The organism is Streptomyces sp. NBC_01549 (assembly GCF_026339955.1).
In the GTDB taxonomy this organism is placed as follows: Bacteria; Actinomycetota; Actinomycetes; order Streptomycetales; family Streptomycetaceae; genus Streptomyces.
The window spans coordinates 4,322,083-4,347,090 of record NZ_JAPEPW010000001.1 but is presented as its reverse complement, the minus strand read 5'-3'; the positions used below and the strand labels follow the sequence as shown (position 1 = coordinate 4,347,090).

The window sequence follows — 25,008 nt, the reverse complement described above, 5'->3', positions numbered from 1 at the left end:
GCCGTCCGGGGCACGGGGGTGTAGGACATACCGCCTCCAGGGAAGTCGCTTTCCTTTGGTAAGCCACGATACTCAGGATGTCAGGAAGCCCCTGTACCAATCGGCATGCCGCGGGAAGTCCTTCGTGAAGCCGTCGCCGGGATCGCAGTCGAGCAGCTGCCAGACCCGGTCGTCGGCGAACCAGTGCTCCACGGTGAGCAGTTGGAGATAGTGCAGGGCACGAGGGAAGTCGGCGAGTCGTGCCCGAGCGGTGTCCAGACCCACATCAGCGATCGGCCGTGGCAGTCCGAGCTCGATGGCAGCCGTCTCGATGAGATCGGAAGAGGTGACCGGATCTGGGTGGTTGACGTGATGGACACCCGCCGTCTCCGCGGGCGAGAGCGCCGCGGAGAGCAAGGCCCGGCCCAGCACCCGCACATCGATCATGGAGTGCCGGGCGGGGCACCCGGTCGGACCGGCGGACAGTTTCCGCAGCAGCGTGACCAGGCCCGGTATCACCCAGCGGTCTCCCTCGCCGTAGACGAGGTGCGGCCGCAGCACTGTCCCACCGGCCGCCAGGACGTGATTCTCCGCTGCGGCACGGGTGACGCTGGTGGGCGACCCCGGGGCGAGCGGTGCCCGGCCCGGGACCAGTGCCGTGAACGGGCCACGGCCGTACACGGCTGCCGTACTCAGATAGACGGTGCGGCCGACGCCCGCGCGTACCGCCTCGTCGACCAGGGCACGGGTTCCGAGGTCGTTGACGGTCCGGGTCGTCTGCTCGTCCCCGTTGATCCGCGAGGCGCAGTGGATCACGGCGTCGACCCCGTCGCACATGCCGCGCAGCGACTCGCCGGACTCGAGGTCCCCCCGCACGATCTCCGCACCGGATCCGGCGCCGGCCCCGTCCAACGAAGCCCGGTGCTCCATCAGACGCAGCCGGACTCCGGGAACGGCGCGCGCCGCCGCCACCACCTGTCTGCCGACGAAACCGCTCGCCCCGGTGATGAGGATGTGCCTGGTCAAGAGCGGCCGCCCTGATGTACGTGGGTGAGTTCGCTGGTGAACACCGGCTTGCCGTCCTGCTGTCCCCGTACTCGGACGGTGGTCCCGCAGCCGTCGGCGGACGGGGCGAGCTCTGCCTCTATCCAGCAGGGGCAGTCGAGTTCGACGTATCGGTGGAAGGCGATCTCCGCCGACGTCGGGAGGAACCCCTGGCCTGGAGCCGCGGCGACGGCTGCCTGACGGGCCGCCTCCAGCAGCACGATGCCGGGAACATGGTCGTTCGGCCGCCTGAACAGGGTCGGGTTGGTGGTGTCCAACCGCAGCCGCCACAGCTGCGGTTGGGGCGTCGGCGCCAGCACCACGTCGGCGTCCGCGGTACGACCCACCATGCTCGGCGCCAGGCCGGGCAGCAACCGTATCGGGCGGCCCACCACGTCCAGGCGGTCCCGTCGGATCCGGCGGTACGCACGCGCCGAAGTGCAGCTGACACGGCCGGAGCTGGTAGCCAGGAGGGCCCCGTCGCGGTAGAAGCGCAACGCGACTCGCATACCGGCGATACCCCGGCCACGCCGCCGAACGTCCGAGTAGGTCACGTCGATCAGGACCTTCCCCGACGCGGTGTCCAGGCCGAATCCCGGAACCACGGCGCTGTACTCCAGGTCCCACATCACGAAGTGGTCGTCGACGGGGACTCCGAACTCCGCGTGGGCCAGCATCATCGTCGTCTGCCGCATGGTCTCGGCTATCAGCAGAGGATCCTGGTCAAGGCCGGAGGCGACGGCGAAGAAGCGATGGGGGCCGGGCCACTGGGCCGACACGCAGAAATTGTTGTCGCCGCATCTGGACCAGCCGGTGGGAAAGATGTCACTGGGGTCGGATCGGTGAACCAGTTCGGACGAGACGTCGGTTCTCCAGTATTTCTGCGCAGGTATCCTCGGTGGTTGGAGACCAGGCGGTTCGGTCTCACTCTGCGTCGCATGTGCGGACATACCGGCCTGTACCACGGACAATACCCCCTGTGGCTTCCATGCGGGAGCACCTCGCCCCCAGAGTAAGATACCGACCGACCTGATTTCTCTACAGTCCCATCGGTGTATCCGGGATCACATTCACCTCGAGAGGCAGGCGTAGAGCCGATGGCCAGACAAACCCGAGCGATTCAGACTCGAGAGTCGATCCTGCTGGCGGCCGCCGCCGTCTTCGATGAGCGCGGCTACGGCTCTGCCACCCTCAGCGAGATCCTCGCGCGGGCCGGCGTGACCAAGGGAGCCCTCTACTTCCACTTCGCCTCGAAGGAGGAGCTGGCCCACGGGGTGATGGAGGCGCAGCTGGACTTCGAACCTCTGCCCCCACAGGTGACGAAGCTTCAGGAGCTGGTGGACCAGGGCATGATGATGGCCCACCGGCTGCGCCACGAGCCGCTGGTACGTGCGAGCGTCGGACTGGCGATGGCCCAGTGGGGCGGTGGACTGGACCGGGTTCTGCCGTTCCGTTCATGGATAGACCGACTTGCAACCCTGCTGGTCGAGGCGCAGAAACAGGGCGAGCTCCTGCCGTACGTCGATCCCGAGGAGGCTGCCCAGATGCTGGCCGGCGCCTTCTCCGGCATCCAGGAGCTATCCCAAGTCCTTTGCGAGCGAAAGGATTTGGAGCACCGAATCTCAAGGCTGCTGCACTATGTACTACCGAGCATCGCCCTGCCACCCGTGCTCGCCATGCTCGACATCTCCGAAGACCGCGCCCAGCGGGTGCTGACCTCGATGCAGGCGGCGGCTGCGGCCGAGAGGCAAGAGAACAAGGGGGAAGAGGCGGACAAGGACCAGTGCTGAGGATCTTGGCCGGATCATGAGTCACCGTGGCGGCTCCTGACCGGGGCACATTCCATACCGCACATCCGGAAACCGAGCGGCAGAGCACTCGGTGGCCGGGCACCACGTACGGTTCTCAGCTCTCCGGGCCCCCGCCCAGGCGGTATCCGACCCCCCGGACGGTGATGATCCAGTCACTGTCGCCGAGCTTGCCGCGCAGGGCGCTCACATGCGTGTCAATGGTGCGACTGGAGCTGGCCCACTCGTCCGCCCACACCTTCGCCATGAGATCTTTTCGCGACATCGCGGTCTCCGGAAGCGAGGCGAGCAGATAGAGGAGGTCGAACTCCTTCCGGGTGACCTCGACGACCCGCTCGCCCACCCGTACTTGGCGGCTGCACGGGTCGATGTACAGCGAACCGCGGGAGATGGCGGACGTCGTCGACCACGACATCGCACGGCGCATGACCGCCTCCATCCGGGCCACGAGCTCCCGATAGCCGTACGGTTTGACCAGGCAGTCGTCCGCGCCGGCCTGCAGGCTCAGCACCCGGTCGAGCTCGGTGCCGCCCGAAGTGAAGGTGATGACGGGGGTGTTGCTCTTGGCGCGGATCTCTCGGCAGACCTCCAGCCCGTCCAGGTCGGGGAGGCCGAGATCGAGGAGCACCAGATCGGCCTCCTCCCAGCTTCTGAGAGCGGCTCTGCCCGAATGGACGCGACGGGCTCTGTGTCCTGTTCTGCCCAACCGGCCGACCAGGGAGTCGGCGGCTTGATCGTCGGATTCAACTACGAGAACACGCATCGTCAACTCCACGCCGAGGCACAACATGCCTGACGGGGATGTGGCCGGCGCCGAGGCGTCGGCCGCACCCCCGCCTGAGCGGATCGGACTGTCTACTAACCGGCAGACCGCGTGTGGACGACGCGGTAGGTGTTCCAGTCGCGGGAGGTCGCGAGAGCGTCCACTCGGGCGTCGGACTTCTGGCGGGCGGCGGACCGCTCGCTCTCCGCCTGAGCGCGGAAGGCGTCGTAGGACTCCTTGTCGTCCCACTGCTCGTACGACACGACGAAGGAGCCATCCAGTCCACGCGCCCGCAGACCGCGCAGGACGGTGTGGGTGCGGTAACCCGGTACGTCCAGCAGCCACTCCTGGGACGGGCCGAGGGCGTCGAGCAGGTCCTCCTGGTTCTCCTCCGCGACACCCAGGACCTCGATGACCGTGTAGTCGTCCCGGTCGGGGGAGACCTCGGTCACGCCACCCAGGGCGGGCTTCTGCTGGGTGAAGACCACCTCGTTCTGCAGCAGCCGGATCGATGTCGTGATCTCGCGGAAGAGCGGCAGCGTACGGTGCTTGAACTCCTCCCCGGCATATCGGGCTTCCAGGTCTTCGGTGCTGCGCCACTGGATGAAGTTGGCGGTGCCCGGCTTTTCCTCGCCGCTGTGGACGGTGCTGGAGATCCAGCCCGGATAGGCCGCAGCGTCCACGATCTCCCGCATGGCCCCGAGCAGGCTCTCCTGCTTCTCGGGGGCGTCCGTCGAGAAGCAGATTGAGAACGGTCAGGTGCTGACCGTCTGCCGCTATCTTCGGCATTCTTCCTTCTTCCTGAAGTGGAATTCTGCGAAGCCGATCTCCGCGAGAATTGGGGCGCCGCCCGGTCCGGCGCTCGCCCCTTCGGCCGGTGTGCCCAGAGCAGCATGGCAAAGGTGCCTTGCCAAGAGAAAGTGGGCGCGGTTCAAGACTTACAGCACGATCGTCAAGTCTTCCGGAGGGTCTTCAGATCTTCTGCAGCAGCGTCAAGTCTTTGACAAACGACCTTGGAGAGCCGCCGGAAACGACTCCATGATTGAGCAATGCAGTCAGTCAAGTCAGTCGCCATAGGCGCCCTGCTCGACCGTTATCTCATAAACCTCGATGACGACAAGCTCGACGATGAGTGGGCCGCGACCCTGTTCACCGAGGACGCACGCATCGAGTTCCCGATGAGCCGCCACCAAGGCATCAACGGCCTCGCCGCCTATCACCGCGACGCCCTGGCCATGTTCGAGCGGACGCAGCATCTCAACTCGCCCACGGTCGTCGATCTCGTCGACGACGACCGGGCCTGTCTGCGGGCCAACCTCGTCTCCACGCACGTTCACCGTCCCGGCACGGCGGCCGAGCCGCTCTTCGTGACCGGCACCCTGGTCACCGGCGAAGCCCTCCGCACAAGCGGCGGTTGGCGACTTGCCGCGCTCGATTTCCGCGTGGTCTGGATGACCGGCAGCCCGCCCCGCGCCGGGGAGGACCGGTGATCACCACGGCGGCGGCGCCCCAGGACATGCAGACAGCGATCATGCTGGCCGACATAGCCGTCGTACTCCTGACGGGGCTTGTGCTCGGCCGGTTCGCACGGCGGCTGCGCCAACCTGTCGTCATCGGGGAGATCGCCGCCGGCATCATGCTCGGCCCCAGCGTCCTCGGCCGACTGCCTGGCAACCTGCCGCAGGTCGTCTTCCCCGCCGACGTCCGGCCGCTGCTGTCGGCGGTGTCCCAAGTGGGCTTGGTCCTCTTCATGTTCGTCGTGGGCTGGGAGTTCGAAAAGCGGCTCGTCAAGCCGCACGCCGGCCTGGCCGCCGGGGTCTCCCTCTCCTCCATCGCGATCGCCTTCGGCCTCGGCGTGGCCGTCGCGACCATGCTCTATCCGCACCATTCGACGGTTGCCGGGCACCACATATCGTTCGCCGCCTTCGCCACCTTCATGGGTACGGCGATGTCAGTGACCGCGTTCCCGGTGCTGGCCCGGATCCTCACCGACAACAAGCTGATGGACACCCGGGTGGGAACCCTCGCCCTGGCCAGCGCCGCCATAGACGACGTGCTCGCGTGGTGCCTGCTGGCCTATGTCTCTGCCCTGGTCAGCGCGGACGGCGACTACGCGAGCCTGGCACGGATCGGCGCTCTCAGTGTCGGTTACGTGGCGCTGATGCTCCTCGCGGTCCGACCGCTCCTCACGCGGCTGATCTGGCGCTGGGCGAGCGTCGAACGCTGGTCGCCCTTGCTCATGCTGCTGTGCGCGGGCGTCTTCCTGTCCTCGTGGCTGACGTCCTGGATCGGCATCCACGCCATCTTCGGCGCCTTCCTGTTCGGCTTCGTGATGCCCCGCGAACCGGCAAGGGTGCTGGCCCAGCATCTGCGCAAGCCGATCGACAACGTGGGCCTGGTGCTCCTTCCGGTGTTCTTCATCGTCACCGGACTGGGCGTTGATATCAGCGCCCTGACCAAGGGCGACTGTCTCGCGCTCGCACTGCTCATCGCTGTCGCCTGTGCGGGCAAGCTGCTCGGCGCGATCGTTCCGGCCCGGCTCTCCGGGCTTTCCTGGCGCGAGTCCAAGGACCTCGGCCTCCTCATGAACACCCGAGGACTGACCGAACTCATCATCCTCAACGCGGCTGTGAGCCTGGGCGTCCTCGACGGGCGCATGTTCACCATGCTCGTGATCATGGCGCTTGTCACGACCGCGATGGCGGGTCCACTGCTGTCCAAACGTGAGGCCCTGGCCACGCCGCTGCCCGAACAACCCGTCGCGGACTTCAGCGGCCCGCGTACCTGAGCGAGAGGGCTTTCGTGATTCCCGCACAGCAGTCATCGCATCAGATGCAGCCGATCGAAGGTGCCGCGCTGCGCCGTGTGTGCGCGCACTTCGCCACCGGCGTCACGGTCATCACCACCGGCACGCCCGGCAGTTCGGCCGGGACGACGGTCAACTCCTTCACCTCGGTGTCGCTGGAACCGCCGCTGGTGCTGTTCTGCTTGCATCAGCACTCCCGGCTGCGTTCACCGATCCAGCAGTCGGGTGGCTTTGTCGTCAACTTCCTGACGCGCCAACAGGAGTCGCTCGCCTGGGCATTCGCCGGCCGGGAGTCCGCGAAGGTCGAGGACGTGCCACACCACCGGACCGCGGACGGCCTGCCGGTCCTGAGCGGGGCTCTGGCCTACCTCTCCTGCCGGCTGGTCGAGGAGTACGACGGCGGCGACCACACGATCGTGCTCGGTGAAGTCGTCGGACTGGGCGCGGCGGGCCAGGACGAGGATCCGCTGATCTTCTACCGGGGCTCCATACGCGCGCTGGACGGCGAACTCGCAAGCTGACCGTGGTTCGCAGGGGCCCTGCCGCGCCTCGATCCACCTCCAGGTAAGTCACTTTCCCCTAGGTACCTACTTGCCTGCGGATGCTAGCGTCGCTGGGACGACGCAATAACTCCCCCGGATTCGGCACTCGCCACATTTCTGCGCCCTTCGTGCCGAATTATCAAACCCACTAACCGCCAGGAATTGCCATGTCGATCCCAGAGTCCTTGTCCAGTCCGCCCGAGACATCAAACGCGGCACAGCCTCAGGTGGCCCGTCGCCCGGGCCTGATTCTGGCATTCCTCTGCGTTGCCGGACTCATGACGTTTCTCGACGTAACGGTCGTGAACGTCGCTCTGCCGACGATCGAGGATGACCTCAACATCTCCGAAGCCTATTTGCAGTACATCGTGACGGGTTACGGAACGGTCCTCGGCGGATTCCTGCTGCTGGGTGGCCGCCTCGCCGACGCATTCGGGCGTCGACGCATTCTGCAGACCGGCCTGATCACGTTCGCCGTGGCCTCCCTCTGCGCGGGCCTCGCCCAGGGCACCTTCTTGCTCATCACCGCCCGCGCGGTGCAGGGTCTCGGAGCGGCGTTCATCGCTCCGGCCGCACTCAGCCTGCTGACCAACACGTTCGCCGAGGGCCCCGAGCGCAACAAGGCCCTCGGTGTGTGGGGTGCGATGGGTGGTATCTCGTCCGTCGCCGGTGTCATTCTGGGCGGTCTCTTCACGGAGGGGCCCGGCTGGCGCTGGATCTTCTTCGTCAACGTACCGATCGGTGTGGCGGCCGCGATCGCGGCTCCTTTCGTCCTGCCCGAGAGCCGCTCCGAGGAGCGCCGCAAGTCCTTCGACACGGTCGGTGCCGTCCTCCTCACCGGAACCCTGGTGCTCACCATCTACACCCTTGGGCAGACCATCGACGTGGGCTGGGCATCCGCCCGCAGCCTCGGCAGCCTGGCCGTCGCAGCCGTCCTGCTGGTCGCCTTCATCCTGGTGGAACAGCGGGCGCAGTCGCCCCTGATCCCGCTCCGCATCTTCCGGCGCAAGGTGCTGACCATGGCCAACATCGTCGCCATCCTTCTGTTCGGCACCCTGGTGACGCTGTTCTTCTTCGCGAGCCTCTTCATGCAGGGGGTCCTGGAATACACGCCGATCAGGACCGGCCTGGCCTACGCCCCACTCGCCCTGATCACAGCGGTCGGCGCGGGCGTCTCCTCGCAACTGATCACCAAGGTCCCGGCCAAGCCGGTTCTCCTCAGCGGTCTCGCCTTCACCGCCGCAGGCATGCTGATGCTCTGGCGGCTGCCCTCGGACAGCACCTACCTGACCCATGTGCTGCCGGCCTTCCTCACCGTCGGGCTGGGCCTCGGCGTCTCCTTCGTGCCGTTGCAGATCGCCGCGTTCACCGGAGTCGAGAAGAACGAGGCCGGACTGGCCGCGGGGCTCATCAGCACGAGCCAGGAGGCGGGAGGCGCCTTCGGCGTCGCCATCGCCGCCACCATCGCCTTCAGCAACACCCGCAGCCTGGAGAAGTGGGCCCACGGTGATCCCGACCTCGTACGGGAGGCCCGTACGCGCGTCTTCCACCACGCCTTCATCGTCGGGTTCTGGTTCTCCGTGGGCGCGATCCTCATCGCGCTGCTGCTGCCCATGATGAGGACGTCGGAGCACGACGGCATCCCCGCGGCCTGAAGGACGACCAATGTCCCTACCCCTGTCGGCCCCGGCCGAGGCCTTCCTGGCCGAGAACCACCTGTGCACCCTGACCACTCTCCGCCCCGACGGCTCGCCCCATGTGGCACCGGTCCGCTTCACCTGGGACGCCGACGCCGGATTGGCGCGGGTCATGACCGCCGCCTCGCGCCAGAAGGCCAGGAATCTGTTGACCCGCCCCGGCAGTCGCGTCGCGGTCTGCCAAGCGGCGGGGCACCGCTGGATCACCCTTGAGGGCACCGCCACGGTGTCCACCGATCCACAACGGGTCGTCGAAGGCGCACGCCGCTATGCGAAGCGGTACTGGTGTCCGCCCCCGGATCCGCCGGGTCTGGTAGTGATCGAGATAGCGGTCGACCGAGCGATGGGCCTCTACTAGCAGCGACGGACAAGCGCATACGTGATGGCGCCGGGAATTCGTTCCCGGCGCCATCACGTATCTGCACCCCCTGCCGCGTTCTGCCCTTCGACTGAAGTAGCTGTAGCAGATTTGACGAACTTGTCAGAGCCCTGAAGCCGCGCCCATTTATCTCGTGCGACGCCCTCGGAATACTGGAGGAAACGCCAGTCGGAAGAGGGAAGATGGATAGCTTCGATGCGGATGTAATCGTCGTTGGCGCGGGCCCTTCCGGACTCATGCTCGCAGGCGAACTGCGACTGGCCGGCCTTTCGGTGATCACCGTCGACCGGCTGGCCGAGCCCATGCAGCAGTCGAGGGCCCTTGGATTCTCAGCACGCACCATCGAGGAGTTCGGCCAACGCGGGCTACTGCCTCAGTTCGGCGAACTCGGCACCATCCCGATCGGTCACTTCGGCGGCCTGCCCATTGATTACCGCATCATCGAAGGCGGCAACTTCGGTGTCCGCGGTGTCCCCCAGTCGTTCACGGAATCCATCCTGGCCGACTGGGCCGGCGGGCTCGGCGCCACGGTGCGCCGGGGCCACGAGGTCGTCGGACTCGACACCTACGACGAAAGCGTCGAGGTCGAACTCACCACGCCCGAGGGCCCGAAGCGCCTGCGCGCGGCCTACGTCGTGGGGTGCGACGGGGCGCGCAGCATCGTCCGCCGACTGGCCGGCATCGACTTCCCGGGCACCGACGCGACCATCGAGATGAAGATGGCCGATCTGACCGGCGTCGAGCTCCGCCTCCGCCCCACCGGCGAGGTCGGCGAGGCCGGCATGGTCGTGGTGCTTCCCCTGGGCCCGAAGGCCACCCGCGTCGTCGTCTTCGAGCGGAACGCCGGGGTACGCGAGACCCAGGAGCCGCCCGCCTTCGACGAGGTGGCCGACTCCTTCCAGCGCGTCACCGGTGAGGACATCCACGGCGCTACGCCGCTGTGGACGAGCTACTTCACCGACTCCAGCCGCCAGGCGGTCGCATACCGTCGCGGCCGGATCTTCTTGGCCGGCGACGCAGCGCACATCCACCTTCCCATCGGCGCCCAGGGCATCAGCGCCGGAGTGGGCGACGTCGTCAATCTGGCGTGGAAGCTCGCCGCCGAGGTCAAGGGCCACGCCCCTGCCGGACTTCTCGACACCTACCACAGCGAGCGGCACCCGGTGGGAGCCCGCATTGTCGCCAACACCCTGGTGCAGCGCTCTCTCTACCTCGGCGGGCCGGAGATGCAGCCGCTTCGTGACGTCTTCACCGAGTTGGTGCGGCTCGACGAAGTGCAGCGCCACCTCGTGGGAATGGTCACGGGCCTCGACATCACCTATGACGTCGGCCCTGGCCACCACCCGCTTCTCGGCCGACGGCTGCCCGACCAGGAGCTGCTGATCGGGGAGGAGAAATCGACCACCTACGAGCTGCTGCACAAGGGGCGCGGCCTGCTGCTCGACCTCCACGACAGCCCCGGACTGCGCGAGATCGCTGCCAGGTGGAGCGACCGTATCGATGTCGTCACCGCGGCCCGCCACGACCCCGCGGCGCCCGCGGCCAACCTGCTGGTGCGTCCTGACGGCTATATCGCCTGGGGCGAGGCCGGCAGCTCCGCCGACGGCCTCGCCGACGCCCTCACCCGCTGGTTCGGCCGTCCCCTCCAGGGCGTTTGAGTCCGTGTCCCGTACGCACACCTCGCGGTGTGCTCCCAGTGATTCCTCAACCTGATCGGCCATACCTCAGACCGCGGCGCGGAAGATCGCGCCGCGGGACATCGAGAAGAGGAGAGCAGCTTGACCCGCAAGGCTGAGGCAACGAACGAAGCCCCCGAGGCCCACAAGGCGCCCGAATACGATGTCGCGATCCTGGGTTCGGGCCTGGCGGGCTCGATCACCGGCGCCATCCTGGCGCGCCAGGGTGCGAAGGTGCTGCTCGTCGACGCGGGCCAGCACCCGCGGTTCGCGGTCGGGGAGTCGCAGAACCCGCAGCTGGTGGAGTGGCTGCACAACCTGGCCGTGCGCTACGACGTGCCCGAGATCAAGCACCTTCTCGACATCAAGGCCGTCACCGAGAACATCGGCCCGCACCACGGCAGGAAGCAGAGCTTCGGCTTCGTCACGCACAAGAAAGGGCGCGAGCCCGACCCGCGCGAAGCCACCATGTTCGTCATCCCCAAGATGCTGACGGAGGCCAGTCACCTCTACCGGCAGGACACCGACTCCTACTACCTGAGTGTGGCCGCGAAGTACGGCTGCACGCTGCGGCAGAACTGGCGCGCGACCTCCCTGGACTTCGACGACGACGCTGTCACGGTCACCGGGCAGAACGGCGAGGTGTTCCGCGTCAAGTTCCTCATCGACGCCAGCGGCTTTCGCTCGCCCCTGGCACAGAAGTTCGATCTGCGGGAGAACCCGCCGCGTCACAAGCACCACGCGCGCTCGCTGTTCACCCACTACGTCGGGATCAAACCGTACGACGAGGTCTGCAACTACCCCGAGAACCTCCTCCCGCCGGCCGAGGCCCCCTTCCATGGCGGGACCCTGCACCACCTGATCGAGCGGGGCTGGTTCTGGATCATTCCGTTCGACAACTACAAGGACTCGAAGAACCCGCTGTGCAGCGTCGGGCTCACCTTCGACGAGCGTCTGTACCCCAAGCCCCAGGACATGACTCCCGACGAGGAGTTCAACCACTACCTGGATCAGTATCCCGCCGTGAAACGCCAGTTCGAGGGCGCCAAGCGGGTCCGCGAGTGGGTGTCCACGGACCGGCTGCAGTACTCCTCCAAGAAGACCATCGGCCACCGCTGGTGCCTGATGTCCCACGCGGCCGGGTTCATCGACCCGCTGTACTCCCGCGGCCTCTCCAACACCTTCGAGGTGGTCGACGCACTCGCCGGCCGGCTCCTCGACGCCATCCGCGAGGACGACTTCTCCGTGGACCGCTTCGAGTACGTCGAGGAGCTGGAGCAGGGGCTGCTCCACTACAACGACGAGCTCGTGAACGCCTCGTACATCTCGTTCTCGCACTTCCGGCTCTGGAACGCGGTGTTCCGGGTCTGGGCGTCGTTCACCACACCGGCCACCATGCGCCTGCTCCGAGCACGGCAGGACTATCAACTGGACGGCAACGAGCAGCACTTCAAGGACCTGGAGAACGCCGCCTACCCCGGCCTGTGGTGGCCCGACAGCTCCAGCTTCAAGCACCTCCTCGACATCACCGCCGAAACCTGCGAGAAGTACGAGGCCGGCACACTGGACGGCGACACCGCGGCCGACATCGTCTTCCAGGCCATCCGGGACTGCGACGTGATCAATACGCCCTTCGGCTGGAAGGACGACGAGAACCACCGCTACTTCCGTGCCAGCACGCCCACCATGATGAAGTTCATGTGGTGGGCCAACACCCAGGCACCGCAGGAGATGCGGGCCCTCGGCCGCGCCATGCTGTCCGGCATGGTCAAGTCAGCGGTCAAGGGCAAGAAGGTGGTCTGAGGCCAGTCGCCTCTCGTCCCCGACGTGAGAGGCACGGTCCCGTCCCCGACCGAGAGACAGAACGCCAAGAGGCCGCCGGCATCCGCCGGCGGCCTCCGCTGGTACTGGGGTCAGGGCCGGCGGCCGTGCCAGCCCACGACCTTGTCGATGTCAGGGGCGTCCTCGGGGACCTCGACTACCGGACCGAACGGCACGGGGTTGCCGCGCGGCTGGGCCGGCACGGTCTGGCGCATGGTGGCGAGCGGACCCGCCAGCACCTCCGGGTCCCACTCCGGGCTCTGGCCGGTCGCGGTGGCCAGGTCCCAGGTGTGCAGGGTGAACTCCGTTGTGTAGGACAGGGCCATGGCCGAACCGGTGAACGAGCCCCACGGCAGGCTGACCTGGAGGTCCAGGACCGCCGGGTCGGACCACACGGCGTCGACGTCACCGGCGGCGGCGTCCCAGGCGACGGCCCAGTCGCCGTCGGCGACGTCCTCCGCGAAGTGGGGAACGCTGAAGAACTCGCCGCCCGCGCCGACCACCGCCACCCGGCGCAGGACGGAGACAAGGTGGTTGGACAGCGCGCGCACATCGTATTCAGGACAAGGGGTGGCGCTGTCGTACTGCTCGGGGCGGATCGCGGCGAGCGTCCGTCCGGCGAGGGCGACGGCCTTCATCAGAGACGTACGGGGGTCACTCGGCGCGGAGCTGGTGGAGGCCTGGGCGGTGTCGGTGCTTTCAGTCATGACACCAGTCTGGAGATAAAAGAGGCCACCCTCTGGCCTATTTGGGAGAAGAATGATCAGACATGAGGGCTGACCGTTTAGTGGCGACGCTGCTGTTCCTGCAGACACGCGGACGCGTGACCGTGAAGGAGGTGGCCACGGAGCTGGAGGTGTCCCAACGGACGGCGAGGCGGGACCTGGAAGCCCTCGCTCTGGCCGGTATTCCCGTCTACTCGCAGCGCGGGCGCGGCGGCGGATGGTCGCTCGTCGGCGGCGCACGTACCGACCTGACGGGGTTGACCGTTGGGGAGATCCGGGCGCTGTTCCTGGTCGCGGGACCGTCGGCGGCGACACCCGAGCTACGGAAAGCCTTGCGCAAACTGGTCAGAGCTCTGCCTTCGCCGCTGCGGCCGGGCGCCGAGGCCGCGTCGAGGGCTCTCGTCATCGATGGCACGGACTGGTCCCGCACCCCCCTCGATGCCGCGCCGACCCACCTTGACGCTCTCCAACACGCGGTGCTGGACGGCGTACAGGTCCGGCTCGGCTACGCCACCCCGGGCAAGCCCGTCAAGGAGCGGACGGTACATCCACTCGGCCTCGCCTCCAAGGGCGGCGTGTGGTATCTCGTCGCCGGCACCGAGCAGGGTCTGCGAACGTACAAGGTCGGCCGGGTCACCTCCATCACCGCGACCCTCGACCCTGTCGACCGGCCTAAGGACTTCGAACTGTCCACTGCATGGCGGTCCCTTGCGACGCGAGTCGAAGAGCGCATGCTCGCGGCCACGGTGCGGGCGCGAGCCGAGCGGAGCGCCCTGCCGATCCTGCAGGGACTGTTCGGCGCGCGGCTGCGGATCGGCGGGGAACTCGCGGACGGATGGGTGGAAGTGGAAGCTGACGGGCCGTCCTCGGACGTCCTTGCGGCGCAGCTGGCCGGCCTCGGATCGCGGGTCGAGGTCCTCGGCCCCCCGGAAGCCCGCAAGCGGCTGGCGTATCTGGCGGGTGAACTGGCCGCCCTCTACTGGCCGTCGGCGGTAACGGGCGAGGCACCGGTTGCCATGGAGGAGGCCATCGGCACCGAGCACCCCCGGCGATCCGACGCACCCCCGACCAACAGGGTGTAAGGGGTCAGGGCCTCCTTCGGAAGGCCGTCGGATACCGTCATGGCTTTGGCCACCACTGAGCCGGTGCCCGCGGGCTTCAGGCGGGTCAGTACGTCCGGTGCGGCCAGCCCGCTCAGCAGCGCATGCCAGAAGCCGGTGAGAGCCAGCCGGGCCCTCGGTTCTCCGCCGCCCGTGACCAGCAGCCCAAGTCCCGTAGTGATTCCCACGACGGTGCAGATCGCAGCCCGCAGCTCGACACCGGAGGCGAGCTCCTTCGCTTCGTCCGCGTCCCCCAGCAGGCGTTCGACACAGCCCCGCCACTCGATGCCCATGAGCCGGTCACCGCTGTGGGTACTGTCGTTGTTCAGATGAAACCCGGCCCTCACCACCACGTCCCAGCGCAGCAGGTGGGCGAACACGTGCGACATGTCGGTGAGGGCCTGGAGTGCGAACGCGCGCTCCCGGTAGACGATGTGAGCGGCACTCCTCAAGGTGCTGATCGCCTCGACCTCGACGGCCCTGGCCATCGCGGCCTTGCTCTCGAAGTGGAAGTGCAGAGCTCCGGGGCTGACGTCCGCTCCCGCGCTGATGTCGGCGAGCTTTGCCTGGTCGTACCCACGGCGATCGAAAATCTCGGCAGCCGAACGGATCAGCGCATGCCGTGTGCGAACGGCCCGTTCTTGTCGTGCCATCGACAGACTCCCCTATCCCTCATCAGACGCATGAAATGACCCATTGTTAAACAGACCGAAAAGTATGATACCGGCCCGAGCCGCGATCTCTCGACCACTTCGACCAGCGAGGAACCGGGTCTACGCGCCCCAACCGGGCTCAGTAGGGACGCCTTCGATCACATACCGTCCACCCGCGACCGACATCCAGTGAGATGACGATCACGTTAGAAGACCGTAAACCCTGTTTAGACGCCGTGGGGCCTCGATGCGTCCGCGAATAAGGGCGACGAGGAGACCTAGTGGTCGGTCTTGGATCAGCGGAAACCCCGCCCACACGCGGAACATAGCGGATATTGATGAATAAAATTCCCACATCGACTCCGTTGCTGGTCAGGCGGTGGGCGTCATCCCGGCGGTGTGGACCTTAGTTGATCTCTGTTGACAAACCGACGAGCTGGTTTCTAAAGTCGTCTTGTGAGTCGCTTGGGGTACGCACCCTCCCTGCTGGATCACCTTGGGGGAAATTTGAGTCAGAAATCGATCAATGAACTGGAACCCGAGATAACGTCCCTGCGCACGCGGAGTTCCTCCGCGAACTGGCGGGTGCTCGTGGTCGAGAACAACGTGAGTGACAGGGAAGCCCTGACGAAAGGCCTGCAGAGGCACGGGCACACCGTCGACAGCGTCAAGACGGGGAGCGAAGCACTACGCGCCTGCGAGAACGTCGACATCATCCTGCTCGACCTCGAACTCCCCGACCTCGACGGCCTGGAGGTCTGCCGCTCCATCCGATCGGCCTGCGACGTACCGGTGATCGCCGTGACCGCATGGGGAACCGAACTGGATCGCGTCCTCGGCCTCCAGGCCGGCGCGGACGACTACCTGGCGAAGCCTTACGGCTTCCGCGAACTCATGGCCCGGATGGCCGCCGTCATGCGCCGTGCGCGACCGCAGGCACTCAGCACTCAGGTCATCTCGCACGGTGCGCTGCAGATCGATGCCAGTTCACGCGAGGTCAGCCTCCGTGGACGGGCCATCGATATGACGCGCAAGGAGTTCGATCTGCTGTATCTGCTCGCCTGCCACCCTGACACGGTCATTCCACGGAAGCGGATCATGCAGCAGATCTGGGGTGATTCGTGGTCCCGCCGCACGGTTGATACGCATGTCAGCAGCCTTCGCAGCAAGCTCGGCGGACGCGACTGGATTATCACGATCCGAGGGGTTGGTTTTCGCTTCGGCCACAGTTGATGGTGCGCGTGACCATTCTCAGGCGTATGTGGTTTTAGCAGAACCTCACGGTTGAGACAAGACACACACGCACCACTAGGGGTGGGCTCCGATATCGGAGCCCACCCTTTTTTCGTTCCGTCAAAGTTCTCGCTCCGCTCCTTCCGAGCAGCGTCTCACCTGGGTTTCTGCACTGGCCTTGACGCTCACTTGGCCATCGGCCGACAAACACGCACTCTGTTTGCAGAACCTGACGGAAGACTGAATCCCGCCATCTTGAACGAGGAATCGACCTCGGACAATCATGAGTCAACGACCTGGTGCACCTGATTCCCAGGGAATTCCCCCCGCCATAGGTGCACGGTCAATCGCGATTCTGATTGAGTCAGGAGAACCCTCGTCGTGCGCAAGGTGCTCATCGCCAACCGTGGCGAAATCGCTGTCCGCGTGGCCCGGGCGTGCCGGGATGCCGGGATCGCGAGTGTTGCCGTATATGCGGAACCGGACCGGGACGCGTCGCATGTCCGGGTGGCGGACGAGGCGTTCGCTTTGGGCGGTGACACCCCCGCCACCAGCTACCTGGACATCGCCAAGGTCCTCCAGGCCGCCAAGGACTCCGGCGCGGACGCCATCCACCCGGGCTACGGCTTCCTGTCGGAGAACGCCGAGTTCGCCCAGGCGGTCCTGGACGCGGACCTGATCTGGATCGGCCCGCCCCCGCAGGCCATCCGCGACCTGGGCGACAAGGTGGCGGCCCGTCACATCGCCCAACGTGCCGGCGCCCCGCTCGTCGCGGGCACCCCGGGCCCGGTGTCCGGCGCCGACGAGGTCGTCGCGTTCGCCGAACAGCACGGCCTGCCCATCGCCATCAAGGCCGCCTTCGGCGGCGGCGGACGCGGCCTGAAGGTCGCCCGCACCCTCGAAGAGGTCCCAGAGCTGTACGACTCCGCCGTCCGCGAGGCGGTGGCCGCGTTCGGCCGCGGCGAGTGCTTCGTCGAGCGCTACCTCGACAAGCCCCGCCACGTCGAGACCCAGTGCCTGGCCGACACCCACGGCAACGTCGTCGTCGTCTCCACCCGCGATTGCTCCCTGCAGCGCCGCCACCAGAAGCTCGTCGAGGAGGCCCCGGCGCCCTTCCTCTCCGACGCCCAGGTGGAGGAGCTGTACTCCTCCTCCAAGGCGATCCTGAAGGAAGCCGGCTACATCGGCGCCGGCACCGTGGAGTTCCTGGTCGGCACGGACGGCACGATCTCCTTCCTGGAGGTCAACACCCGCCTCCAGGTCGAACACCCGGTCACCGAGGAAGTCGCCGGCATCGACCTCGTCCGCGAGATGTTCCGCATCGCCGACGGCGAGGAACTCGGCTACGGCGACCCCGCCCTGCGCGGGCACTCCCTCGAGTTCCGCATCAACGGAGAAGACCCGGGGCGCAACTTCCTGCCCGCCCCCGGCACGGTGACGCTGTTCGCCCCGCCGTCGGGCCCCGGCGTGCGCCTGGACGCGGGCGTCGAGTCCGGCAGTGTGATCGGCCCCGCCTGGGACTCCCTGCTCGCCAAGCTGATCGTCACCGGCGCCACCCGCGAGCAGGCGCTCCAGCGCGCCGCCCGCGCCCTGGAGGAGTTCCAGGTCGAGGGCATGGCGACGGCGATCCCCTTCCACCGCGCGGTCGTCACCGACCCCGCCTTCGCCCCCGAAATCACGGGCTCCAACAGCCCGTTCACGGTCCACACCCGCTGGATCGAGACCGAGTTCGTCAACGAGATCCCCGCCTTCACGGCCCCCGCGGACACGGAGACCGACGAGGAGCCGGGCCGCGAGACGGTCGTCGTCGAGGTCGGCGGCAAGCGCCTGGAGGTCTCGCTGCCGTCCTCGCTGGGCATGTCCCTGGCCCGCACCGGCCTCGCCGCCGGCGCCAAGCCGAAGCGCCGCGCCGCGAAGAAGTCGGGTCCGGTGGCCTCCGGCGACACCCTCGCCTCGCCGATGCAGGGCACGATCGTCAAGGTCGCGGTCGAGGAGGGCCAGGAGGTCAAGGAGGGCGACCTCGTCGTCGTCCTGGAGGCCATGAAGATGGAACAGCCCCTCAACGCCCACCGCTCCGGCACCATCAAGGGCCTCAGCGCGGAAGTCGGCGCCTCGGTCACATCCGGCGCCATCATCTGCGACATCAAGAGCTGATGCCACCTCACATCCTTGCCCAAAGCCCGTCACGCCATGCCCCTCTCGCTGGGCCGTCCGATTCTGAAGGAGACAGAACACATGCACAGCACCTTGATCGTGGCTCGGATGAATTCCGGATCGCGCACCGAAGTCGCCAAGCTGTTCAGCGAATTCGACAACACTGAAATGCCGCATCTGATGGGAACCCGCCGGCGTCAGCTCTTTACCTACCGAGGGCTCTATTTTCACCTGCAGGACTTCGATGCCGACAACGGCGGCGAACGGATCGAGCTGGCCAAGGCCGATCCGCGCTTCATAGGGATCAGTGACGACCTGAAGCCGTTCATCGAGGCGTACGACCCGGCGACATGGCGCTCGCCGGCCGACGCGATGGCCTCCCGCTTCTATGACTGGGAGACGCCGGCATGACCGGCCGTCGAGTGGTCATCACCGGCATCGAGGTACTGGCGCCGGGAGGGGTGGGTGCCAAGAACTTCTGGGCCCTGCTCAGCGAGGGCCGTACCGCGACACGCAGGATCAGTTTCTTCGACCCCACGCCCTACCGCTCCCAAGTGGCAGCGGAGATCGACTTCGTCCCCGAGCAGCATGGCCTGACACCGCAGGAGGTCAGGCGCATGGACCGGGCGGCCCAGTTCGCCGTGGTCGCAGCCCGTGGGGCGGTCGCCGACAGCGGCATCGAGCTGAGCGAGATCGACCCGCACCGCGTCGGAGTCACCGTCGGCAGCGCGGTCGGCGCGACCACGGGGCTCGACCAGGAGTACCGCATCGTCAGTGATGGAGGCCGGCTGCATCTCGTCGACCACGAATACGCCGTCCCGCATCTCTACAACTACCTGGTACCGAGTTCCTTCGCGGTCGAGGTCGCCTGGGCCGTCGGAGCGGAGGGTCCGAGCACCGTGGTCTCCACGGGCTGCACCTCCGGCATCGACTCGGTCGGCTACGCCGTGGAGTTGATCCGGGAGGGTTCCGCCGACGTCATGATCGCCGGTTCCTCCGACGCACCGATATCCCCGATCACGATGGCCTGCTTCGACGCCATCAAGGCGACCACCCCTCGCCACGACGCCCCGGAGCACGCCTCCCGGCCGTTCGACGGCACCCGCAACGGGTTCGTACTGGGCGAGGGCGCCGCCGTGTTCGTACTGGAGGAGCTGGAGGCCGCGCAACGACGCGGCGCCCACATCTACGCGGAGATCGCGGGTTATGCCACGCGCAGCAACGCGTACCACATGACCGGTCTGCGGCCCGACGGTGCGGAGATGGCCGAGGCAATCCGCGTCGCGCTGGACGAGGCGCGGATGAACGGCGACGAAATCGACTACATCAACGCCCACGGGTCCGGCACCAAGCAGAACGACCGGCACGAGACAGCGGCGTTCAAGAAAAGTCTGGGAGACCACGCGTACCGGACCCCGGTCAGCTCCATCAAGTCCATGGTCGGTCACTCGCTGGGTGCGATCGGTTCCATCGAGATCGCGGCCTCTGCCCTGGCCATGGAGAACAACGTGGTGCCGCCCACGGCAAACCTGCACACGCCCGACCCGGACTGCGATCTGGATTATGTGCCGCTCCACGCCCGGGACCAGCTCACCGACACGGTCCTCACGGTCGGCAGCGGATTCGGCGGATTCCAGAGCGCCATGATCCTGACCCGCCCCGAGAGGAGCACGGTATGACCGCCCCGGTGGTAGTGACAGGTCTGGGCGTGACCTCGCCCAACGGCCTCGGCACGGGCGACTTCTGGGCGGCCACACGCGCCGGCAAGAGCGGCATCGGACGCATCACCCGCTTCGATCCGGCGCGGTACCCGGCTCGGCTCGCCGGTGAGATCCCGGGCTTCGCGGCCGAGGACCACCTGCCCAGCCGACTGCTCCCGCAGACCGACCGCATGACCCGGCTCGCCCTGGTCGCCGCCGACTGGGCCCTGGCCGACGCCGGGATCCGGTCCGAGGAGCTGTCCGATTTCAGCATGGGCGTGGTCACCGCGAGTTCCTCCGGCGGCTTCGAGTTCGGCCAGGGAGAGCTGCAGAATCTCTGGAGTCAGGGCAGCCAGTACGTCAGCGCGTACCAGTCCTTCGCCTGGTTTTACGCGGTCAACAGCGGCCAGATCTCCATCCGCAACGGCATGAAGGGCCCCAGCAGCGTGGTCGTGAGCGACCAGGCGGGGGGGCTCGACGCGGTGGCGCAGGCCCGACGGCAGATCCGCAAGGGGACCAGCCTCCTTGTCTGCGGTGCCGTCGACGCCTCCATCTGCCCCTGGGGCTGGGTGGCTCAGCTGGCCAGCGGCAGGCTGAGCACGAGCGACGAGCCAACCCGCGCCTACCTGCCCTTCGACAGCGCGGCGGGAGGGCATGTACCAGGCGAGGGCGGGGCGCTGCTCACCCTGGAGTCACTCGAGGGCGCTCGCGCGCGCGGCGCACGGATCTACGGTGAGATCGCCGGGTACGGCGCGACCTTCGACCCGAAGCCTGGCACCGGGCGCGAGCCGGGGCTGCGCAAGGCGATCGAACTGGCCCTGGAGGACGCGGGAGTACGCGCCGATGAGGTGGACGTGGTGTTCGCCGACGCCGCGGCCGTCCCCGAACTCGACCGGATCGAAGCCAGGGCGATCACGGACGTCTTCGGCCCGCGCGGCGTCCCTGTCACCGCTCCCAAGACCATGACCGGTCGTCTCTACTCCGGCGCCGCGCCGCTGGACCTGGCCGCCGCCCTCCTGGCCATCGGCGAAGGCCTGATCCCTCCGACCGTGAACGTGGAGCCGGCACCCGAGTACGACCTCGACCTCGTCGTCTGCCGGCCCCGCGAGGCCCAGGTGCGCAAGGCCCTGATCCTGGCCCGCGGAGAGGGCGGTTTCAACACGGCCCTGCTGGTCCGGTCAGCGGACTGATCCGCGTTCCGCGCTGACGGCGCATCACTCGCCTCACCACCACACCACGTACCTCGCAGAGGAAAGGACCCACATGACCATGCAGCAGTTCACCTTTGAGGACCTCAAGCGCATCCTCCTCGCCGGCGCCGGTGCGGAGGAGGGCGTAGATCTGGACGGCGAGATCCTCGACACCAGCTTCGAGGATCTCGGCTACGAGTCACTCGCGTTGCTGGAGACGGGCAGCCGCATCGAGCGGCAGTACGGCATCACCCTGGACGACGACGCGCTGACCGACTCCCCCACACCTCGGAGCCTGATCGAGGCCGTCAACGCCCGCCTCGCCGTCTCCACCAGCACGGCCGCCTGATCCCAGACCGCCGCTGCCGGGCGGTCTCCCCACGCCGCCCGGCAGCGGTTCCCGTCCGTACCGGCCACTCACAGGAGAGAAGAGAACGAACATGCCGCAGCAGGAGCAGCGGGTCGCCCTCATCACCGGAGCCACCAGCGGGATCGGCCTCGCCGTAGCGCGGCTCCTTGCCGCTCACGACCACCGGGTGTTCATCGGTGCGCGCGGCGCTGAGAACGTTGTCTCGACCGTCAAGGAACTGCGGGCCGAAGGGCTGGAGGTGGACGGCGCCGCTGTCGACGTCCGGTCGAACGACGCCGTGCGCGAGTTCGTCCGGGCTGCCGTCGACACGTTCGGCACAGTCGATGTCCTGGTCAACAACGCGGGCCGCAGCGGGGGCGGAGTCACCGCCGACATCGCCGACGAGCTCTGGCACGACGTCATCGACACAAACCTCAACAGCGTCTTCCGGATGACACGCGAGGTCCTCACCACCGGCGGCATGCGTGACAAAAGCCGCGGCCGGATCATCAACATCGCCTCCACCGCGGGCAAGCAGGGCGTCGTCCTGGGCGCCCCGTACTCCGCTTCCAAACACGGCGTCGTCGGATTCACCAAGGCTCTCGGCAACGAGCTGGCCCCGACGGGCATCACCGTCAACGCCGTCTGCCCCGGCTATGTCGAGACCCCGATGGCTCAGCGGGTCCGCCAGGGCTACGCCTCCGCGTACGACACCACCGAGGACGCGATCCTCGCCAAGTTCCAGGCGAAGATCCCACTTGGCCGCTACTCCACTCCGGAGGAGGTCGCCGGCATGGTCGGCTATCTGGCGTCCGACACGGCCGCCTCCGTCACCGCGCAGGCGATCAACGTCTGCGGTGGCCTCGGCAACTTCTGACGCGACCGAACCCCAAACCGAGGAGTCTTTGCATGTCGCACTCCGGCCACCGCGAGGTCGAGCACGAGATCACCGTGGCTGCCCCCGCGAAAGCGGTCTACCAGCTGATCGCCGAAGTGGAGAACTGGCCGCGGATCTTCCCTCCCACCATCTACGTCCACCATGTCGAGAAGGGCGACCGCGCAGAGCGCATACGTATCTGGGCCACCGCCAACGGCGAGGCCAAGAACTGGACTTCGCATCGGACACTGAGCCCGGACGACTTGCGGATCGACTTCCGGCAAGAGGTCTCCACGCCTCCGGTGGCGGCGATGGGCGGCACCTGGATCATCGAGGCTCTGTCGGAGACCGAGTCCCGGGTACGTCTGCTGCACGACTACCGGGCCGTCGACGACGATCCGGAGGGCCTGGACTGGATCGCCGAGGCGGTCGACCGCAACTCCCGTTCCGAACTTGCCGCCCTGAAGACCAATGTCGAACGTGCACATGTCTCCGAGGAGTTGACGTTCTCCTTTGAGGACACGGTGCAGATCGACGGCTCGATCAAGGACGTCTACGACTTCATCAACGAGGCCGGCCTGTGGTCGGAGCGGTTGCCGCATGTGGCCACGGTCCGCCTCGATGAGGACACCCCCGGCCTGCAGACCCTTGAGATGGACACCCGGGCCAAGGACGGCTCCGTCCACACGACCAAGTCGTACCGGGTGACGTTCCCGCACCGCAGGATCGCCTACAAGCAGGTCACCTTGCCGGCCTTGATGACCCTGCACACCGGCTACTGGACGTTCGACGAGAACGACGGGGGCGTGGCGGCCTCCTCGCAGCACACTGTCGTACTGAACACCGCCAACATCACTCGGATCCTCGGTACCGACGCCACCGTTGCCGACGCCCGGCAGTACGTGCACAACGCACTCAGCACCAACAGCCGGGCCACCTTGGGCCACGCCAAGGACTTCGCGGAGAACCGCCGTTGACCAGGGCCGCGGAGGGACCCGGGAATCCAGCCGGGCCGGAGGGCCTGGACACGCAAGTCATCGTCGTAGGAGCCGGCCCGGTCGGGCTGATGTTGGCCGGGGAACTTCGCCTGGGCGGGGTCGATGTCATCGTGCTGGAACGGCGGCTCACTCCTACCACGGAGTCCCGGGCCTCCACGCTGCACGCCCGTACCATGGAACTCCTCGACAGCCGCGGGCTGTTGGGCGCCCTCGGCACACCGCCCGTCGACCCGCGCGGGCACTTCGGCGGGATCCCGCTCGATCTGACTCTGCCCAGTCGCCACCCTGGCCAGTGGAAGGTCCCACAGACCCGGACCGAGGGGCTGCTGGAGGAGTGGGCCCGCTCGTTGGGTGCCGATCTCAGGCGCGGCTGTGAGCTGCTGGAACTCGCCGACAACGGTAGCCATGCAGAGGTCACCGTCGCCACCCCGCAGGGTGTTCGGCAGCTTCGGGCGGCGTACCTCGTCGCCTGCGACGGCGAGGACAGTACGGTGCGCCGGCTGACAGGGGTGGAGTTCCCGGGACGGCCCGCCGTCCGTGAGCTGCTGCGCGCCGATGTGGCAGGGATCGACGTCCCCAACCGTCGTTTCGAGCGGATGGAACGAGGCCTTGCCATCGCGGCCCGTCGCGACGACGGGGTCACGCGCGTGATGGTGCACGAGTTCGGTCGGCCCACTCAAGTCCGGTCGAGGAAACCCGAGTTCGCGGAAGTGGTCGATGTCTGGAAGCGGGTCACCGGAGAGGACCTCAGCGGTGGATCACCGCTCTGGGTCAACTCCTTCGGCGACGCCAACCGCCGGCTCACCCACTACCGGACGGGCCGTGTGCTGTTCGCCGGGGACGCCGCCCACCAACAGATGCCCATCGGGGGGCAAGCCCTCAACCTCGGCCTGCAGGACGCCGTCAACCTCGGTTGGAAGCTGGCGCTGCACGTCGGCCCCCGGCCCCCGGAGGGGTTGCTGGACAGTTACCACACCGAACGGCACACGGTGGCTGGACACGTCCTGTCCAACATCAGGGCACAGGCACTGCTCCTGCTCGGCGACGCGGACGTGGAACCCGTCCGCACGCTCCTGGGCGAGTTCATCGCGTCGGAGCACAACCGGGCACACCTGGCCGGAATGATCAGCGGCCTGGACATCCGGTACGACGTCGGGGACGACGGGCATCCGCTGCTCGGCTCCCGGCTGCCGGAACTGGAGCTGACGACGCCTCAAGGGCGGGTCACCAGCACGGCTCTGCTGCGCTCCGGCCGGGGTGTACTGCTCGACTTCTCCACCGGCCCGGACGCTCCGCTCCGATGGATCGCGGGACTGTGGGCCGATCGCGTCACCGCGGTGCCGGCGGGGCCCTGCCCCACCGGCGTCCTGCCGCGAGGCGCCGACGCCGTCCTCGTCAGGCCGGACGGCTATGTCGCATGGGCCGGCTCCGAGGAAGCAGGGGCACGCAACGCGCTGCGGCGCTGGTTCGGGCCCGCCGAGCCGGGGCTGTGACGAATGAAGACCTGGAAGGGA

General features: G+C 67.4%; 24 protein-coding genes. 18 read left to right on the top strand and 6 right to left on the bottom strand.

The annotated features are described in order from the left end of the window. Window positions 1-72: 72 nt before the first annotated feature. Window positions 73-1,005: an NAD-dependent epimerase/dehydratase family protein gene (locus OG819_RS19390; protein ID WP_266650636.1), complete on the bottom strand. Its 933-nt coding sequence runs from the start codon at window positions 1,003-1,005 to the stop codon at window positions 73-75. Further along, the gene (locus OG819_RS19385) at window positions 1,002-1,874 is read right to left on the bottom strand and encodes a ScbA/BarX family gamma-butyrolactone biosynthesis protein (RefSeq protein WP_266652745.1); all 873 of its coding nucleotides are present in this window, start codon (window positions 1,872-1,874) and stop codon (window positions 1,002-1,004) included. Before OG819_RS19385 ends, OG819_RS19390 begins: the two co-directional genes overlap by 4 nt. A 246-nt stretch (window positions 1,875-2,120) precedes the next feature. On the opposite strand from OG819_RS19385, the gene OG819_RS19380 reads away from it, so the two are divergent. After that, a complete protein-coding gene (locus tag OG819_RS19380; protein ID WP_266650634.1) occupies window positions 2,121-2,813 on the top strand; it encodes a ScbR family autoregulator-binding transcription factor in 693 nt (230 codons plus the stop codon). A gap of 115 nt (window positions 2,814-2,928) precedes the next feature. Here the strand turns inward: OG819_RS19380 and OG819_RS19375 are convergent, their stop codons facing one another. Continuing rightward, the gene (locus OG819_RS19375; RefSeq protein ID WP_323139352.1) at window positions 2,929-3,594 is read right to left on the bottom strand and encodes a response regulator transcription factor; all 666 of its coding nucleotides are present in this window, start codon (window positions 3,592-3,594) and stop codon (window positions 2,929-2,931) included. A gap of 95 nt (window positions 3,595-3,689) precedes the next feature. Then, window positions 3,690-4,289: an antibiotic biosynthesis monooxygenase gene (locus OG819_RS19370; protein WP_266650630.1), complete on the bottom strand. Its 600-nt coding sequence runs from the start codon at window positions 4,287-4,289 to the stop codon at window positions 3,690-3,692. Between the two features lie 354 nt (window positions 4,290-4,643). On the opposite strand from OG819_RS19370, the gene OG819_RS19365 reads away from it, so the two are divergent. From OG819_RS19365 to OG819_RS19335, 7 genes are all read left to right on the top strand, one after another. Then, a complete protein-coding gene (locus OG819_RS19365) occupies window positions 4,644-5,084 on the top strand; it encodes a nuclear transport factor 2 family protein (protein WP_266650628.1) in 441 nt (146 codons plus the stop codon). Then, window positions 5,081-6,382 carry a cation:proton antiporter gene (locus OG819_RS19360; RefSeq protein WP_266650626.1) on the top strand — a complete coding sequence of 434 codons (1,302 nt, stop codon included), beginning with the start codon at window positions 5,081-5,083 and terminating at the stop codon, window positions 6,380-6,382. The genes OG819_RS19365 and OG819_RS19360 overlap by 4 nt, the downstream gene beginning before the upstream one ends. 44 nt (window positions 6,383-6,426) lie before the next feature. After that, the gene (locus tag OG819_RS19355) at window positions 6,427-6,921 is read left to right on the top strand and encodes a flavin reductase family protein (protein WP_266650624.1); all 495 of its coding nucleotides are present in this window, start codon (window positions 6,427-6,429) and stop codon (window positions 6,919-6,921) included. A gap of 188 nt (window positions 6,922-7,109) precedes the next feature. Further along, a complete protein-coding gene (locus tag OG819_RS19350; protein ID WP_266650622.1) occupies window positions 7,110-8,597 on the top strand; it encodes an MFS transporter in 1,488 nt (495 codons plus the stop codon). A 10-nt stretch (window positions 8,598-8,607) separates the two neighbouring features. Further along, the gene (locus OG819_RS19345) at window positions 8,608-8,997 is read left to right on the top strand and encodes a TIGR03618 family F420-dependent PPOX class oxidoreductase (protein WP_266650619.1); all 390 of its coding nucleotides are present in this window, start codon (window positions 8,608-8,610) and stop codon (window positions 8,995-8,997) included. A gap of 203 nt (window positions 8,998-9,200) precedes the next feature. Beyond that, entirely contained in the window at window positions 9,201-10,676 is a 1,476-nt protein-coding gene (locus OG819_RS19340; RefSeq protein ID WP_266650616.1) for an FAD-dependent monooxygenase, read from the top strand. 120 nt (window positions 10,677-10,796) lie between these two features. Next, window positions 10,797-12,497, top strand: a complete 1,701-nt coding sequence (locus tag OG819_RS19335; RefSeq protein WP_266650614.1) for a tryptophan 7-halogenase — start codon at window positions 10,797-10,799, stop codon at window positions 12,495-12,497. Window positions 12,498-12,607: 110 nt separating this feature from the next. Here the strand turns inward: OG819_RS19335 and OG819_RS19330 are convergent, their stop codons facing one another. After that, the gene (locus OG819_RS19330) at window positions 12,608-13,222 is read right to left on the bottom strand and encodes a TIGR03086 family metal-binding protein (RefSeq protein ID WP_266650612.1); all 615 of its coding nucleotides are present in this window, start codon (window positions 13,220-13,222) and stop codon (window positions 12,608-12,610) included. Window positions 13,223-13,284: 62 nt separating this feature from the next. Between OG819_RS19330 and OG819_RS19325 the strand changes: the two genes are divergently transcribed. Further along, a complete protein-coding gene (locus OG819_RS19325; RefSeq protein ID WP_266650610.1) occupies window positions 13,285-14,322 on the top strand; it encodes a WYL domain-containing protein in 1,038 nt (345 codons plus the stop codon). Here the strand turns inward: OG819_RS19325 and OG819_RS19320 are convergent. Continuing rightward, a complete protein-coding gene (locus tag OG819_RS19320; RefSeq protein WP_266650608.1) occupies window positions 14,217-14,993 on the bottom strand; it encodes a ScbR family autoregulator-binding transcription factor in 777 nt (258 codons plus the stop codon). The genes OG819_RS19325 and OG819_RS19320 overlap by 106 nt on opposite strands. Before the next feature lie 585 nt (window positions 14,994-15,578). On the opposite strand from OG819_RS19320, the gene OG819_RS19315 reads away from it, so the two are divergent. The 9 genes from OG819_RS19315 to OG819_RS19275 all read left to right on the top strand — a co-directional run bounded on the left by OG819_RS19315 (window position 15,579) and on the right by OG819_RS19275 (window position 24,987). Next, window positions 15,579-16,226, top strand: coding sequence for a response regulator transcription factor (locus OG819_RS19315; protein ID WP_266650606.1), 648 nt, complete (start codon window positions 15,579-15,581; stop codon window positions 16,224-16,226). Between the two features lie 381 nt (window positions 16,227-16,607). Further along, window positions 16,608-18,380 carry a biotin carboxylase N-terminal domain-containing protein gene (locus tag OG819_RS19310; protein ID WP_266650604.1) on the top strand — a complete coding sequence of 591 codons (1,773 nt, stop codon included), beginning with the start codon at window positions 16,608-16,610 and terminating at the stop codon, window positions 18,378-18,380. Between the two features lie 81 nt (window positions 18,381-18,461). After that, complete coding sequence (locus tag OG819_RS19305; protein WP_266650602.1) at window positions 18,462-18,791, top strand: TcmI family type II polyketide cyclase; 330 nt, start codon at window positions 18,462-18,464, stop codon at window positions 18,789-18,791. Next, entirely contained in the window at window positions 18,788-20,059 is a 1,272-nt protein-coding gene (locus OG819_RS19300; protein ID WP_266650601.1) for a beta-ketoacyl-[acyl-carrier-protein] synthase family protein, read from the top strand. Before OG819_RS19305 ends, OG819_RS19300 begins: the two co-directional genes overlap by 4 nt. Next, window positions 20,056-21,270: a ketosynthase chain-length factor gene (locus OG819_RS19295; protein WP_266650599.1), complete on the top strand. Its 1,215-nt coding sequence runs from the start codon at window positions 20,056-20,058 to the stop codon at window positions 21,268-21,270. Before OG819_RS19300 ends, OG819_RS19295 begins: the two co-directional genes overlap by 4 nt. A gap of 73 nt (window positions 21,271-21,343) precedes the next feature. Then, a complete protein-coding gene (locus OG819_RS19290) occupies window positions 21,344-21,619 on the top strand; it encodes an acyl carrier protein (protein ID WP_266650597.1) in 276 nt (91 codons plus the stop codon). Window positions 21,620-21,710: 91 nt separating this feature from the next. After that, the gene (gene fabG, locus OG819_RS19285; RefSeq protein ID WP_266650596.1) at window positions 21,711-22,496 is read left to right on the top strand and encodes a 3-oxoacyl-ACP reductase FabG; all 786 of its coding nucleotides are present in this window, start codon (window positions 21,711-21,713) and stop codon (window positions 22,494-22,496) included. A 32-nt stretch (window positions 22,497-22,528) separates the two neighbouring features. After that, a complete protein-coding gene (locus tag OG819_RS19280; protein WP_266650595.1) occupies window positions 22,529-23,473 on the top strand; it encodes an aromatase/cyclase in 945 nt (314 codons plus the stop codon). Next, window positions 23,470-24,987, top strand: coding sequence for an FAD-dependent monooxygenase (locus OG819_RS19275; protein ID WP_266650593.1), 1,518 nt, complete (start codon window positions 23,470-23,472; stop codon window positions 24,985-24,987). Before OG819_RS19280 ends, OG819_RS19275 begins: the two co-directional genes overlap by 4 nt. The last annotated feature ends 21 nt before the right edge of the window (window positions 24,988-25,008 follow it).

Coding starts and splice junctions, on each gene's coding strand:
- OG819_RS19300 (WP_266650601.1), top strand. CDS start 18,788: ATGACCGGCCGTCGAGTGGTCATCACCGGCATCGAGGTACTGGCGCCG.
- OG819_RS19375 (WP_323139352.1), bottom strand. CDS start 3,594: ATGCGTGTTCTCGTAGTTGAATCCGACGATCAAGCCGCCGACTCCCTG.
- OG819_RS19380 (WP_266650634.1), top strand. CDS start 2,121: ATGGCCAGACAAACCCGAGCGATTCAGACTCGAGAGTCGATCCTGCTG.
- fabG (WP_266650596.1), top strand. CDS start 21,711: ATGCCGCAGCAGGAGCAGCGGGTCGCCCTCATCACCGGAGCCACCAGC.
- OG819_RS19340 (WP_266650616.1), top strand. CDS start 9,201: ATGGATAGCTTCGATGCGGATGTAATCGTCGTTGGCGCGGGCCCTTCC.
- OG819_RS19345 (WP_266650619.1), top strand. CDS start 8,608: ATGTCCCTACCCCTGTCGGCCCCGGCCGAGGCCTTCCTGGCCGAGAAC.
- OG819_RS19330 (WP_266650612.1), bottom strand. CDS start 13,222: ATGACTGAAAGCACCGACACCGCCCAGGCCTCCACCAGCTCCGCGCCG.
- OG819_RS19290 (WP_266650597.1), top strand. CDS start 21,344: ATGACCATGCAGCAGTTCACCTTTGAGGACCTCAAGCGCATCCTCCTC.
- OG819_RS19305 (WP_266650602.1), top strand. CDS start 18,462: ATGCACAGCACCTTGATCGTGGCTCGGATGAATTCCGGATCGCGCACC.
- OG819_RS19355 (WP_266650624.1), top strand. CDS start 6,427: ATGCAGCCGATCGAAGGTGCCGCGCTGCGCCGTGTGTGCGCGCACTTC.
- OG819_RS19370 (WP_266650630.1), bottom strand. CDS start 4,289: ATGCGGGAGATCGTGGACGCTGCGGCCTATCCGGGCTGGATCTCCAGC.
- OG819_RS19365 (WP_266650628.1), top strand. CDS start 4,644: ATGCAGTCAGTCAAGTCAGTCGCCATAGGCGCCCTGCTCGACCGTTAT.
- OG819_RS19280 (WP_266650595.1), top strand. CDS start 22,529: ATGTCGCACTCCGGCCACCGCGAGGTCGAGCACGAGATCACCGTGGCT.
- OG819_RS19325 (WP_266650610.1), top strand. CDS start 13,285: ATGAGGGCTGACCGTTTAGTGGCGACGCTGCTGTTCCTGCAGACACGC.
- OG819_RS19320 (WP_266650608.1), bottom strand. CDS start 14,993: ATGGCACGACAAGAACGGGCCGTTCGCACACGGCATGCGCTGATCCGT.
- OG819_RS19350 (WP_266650622.1), top strand. CDS start 7,110: ATGTCGATCCCAGAGTCCTTGTCCAGTCCGCCCGAGACATCAAACGCG.
- OG819_RS19295 (WP_266650599.1), top strand. CDS start 20,056: ATGACCGCCCCGGTGGTAGTGACAGGTCTGGGCGTGACCTCGCCCAAC.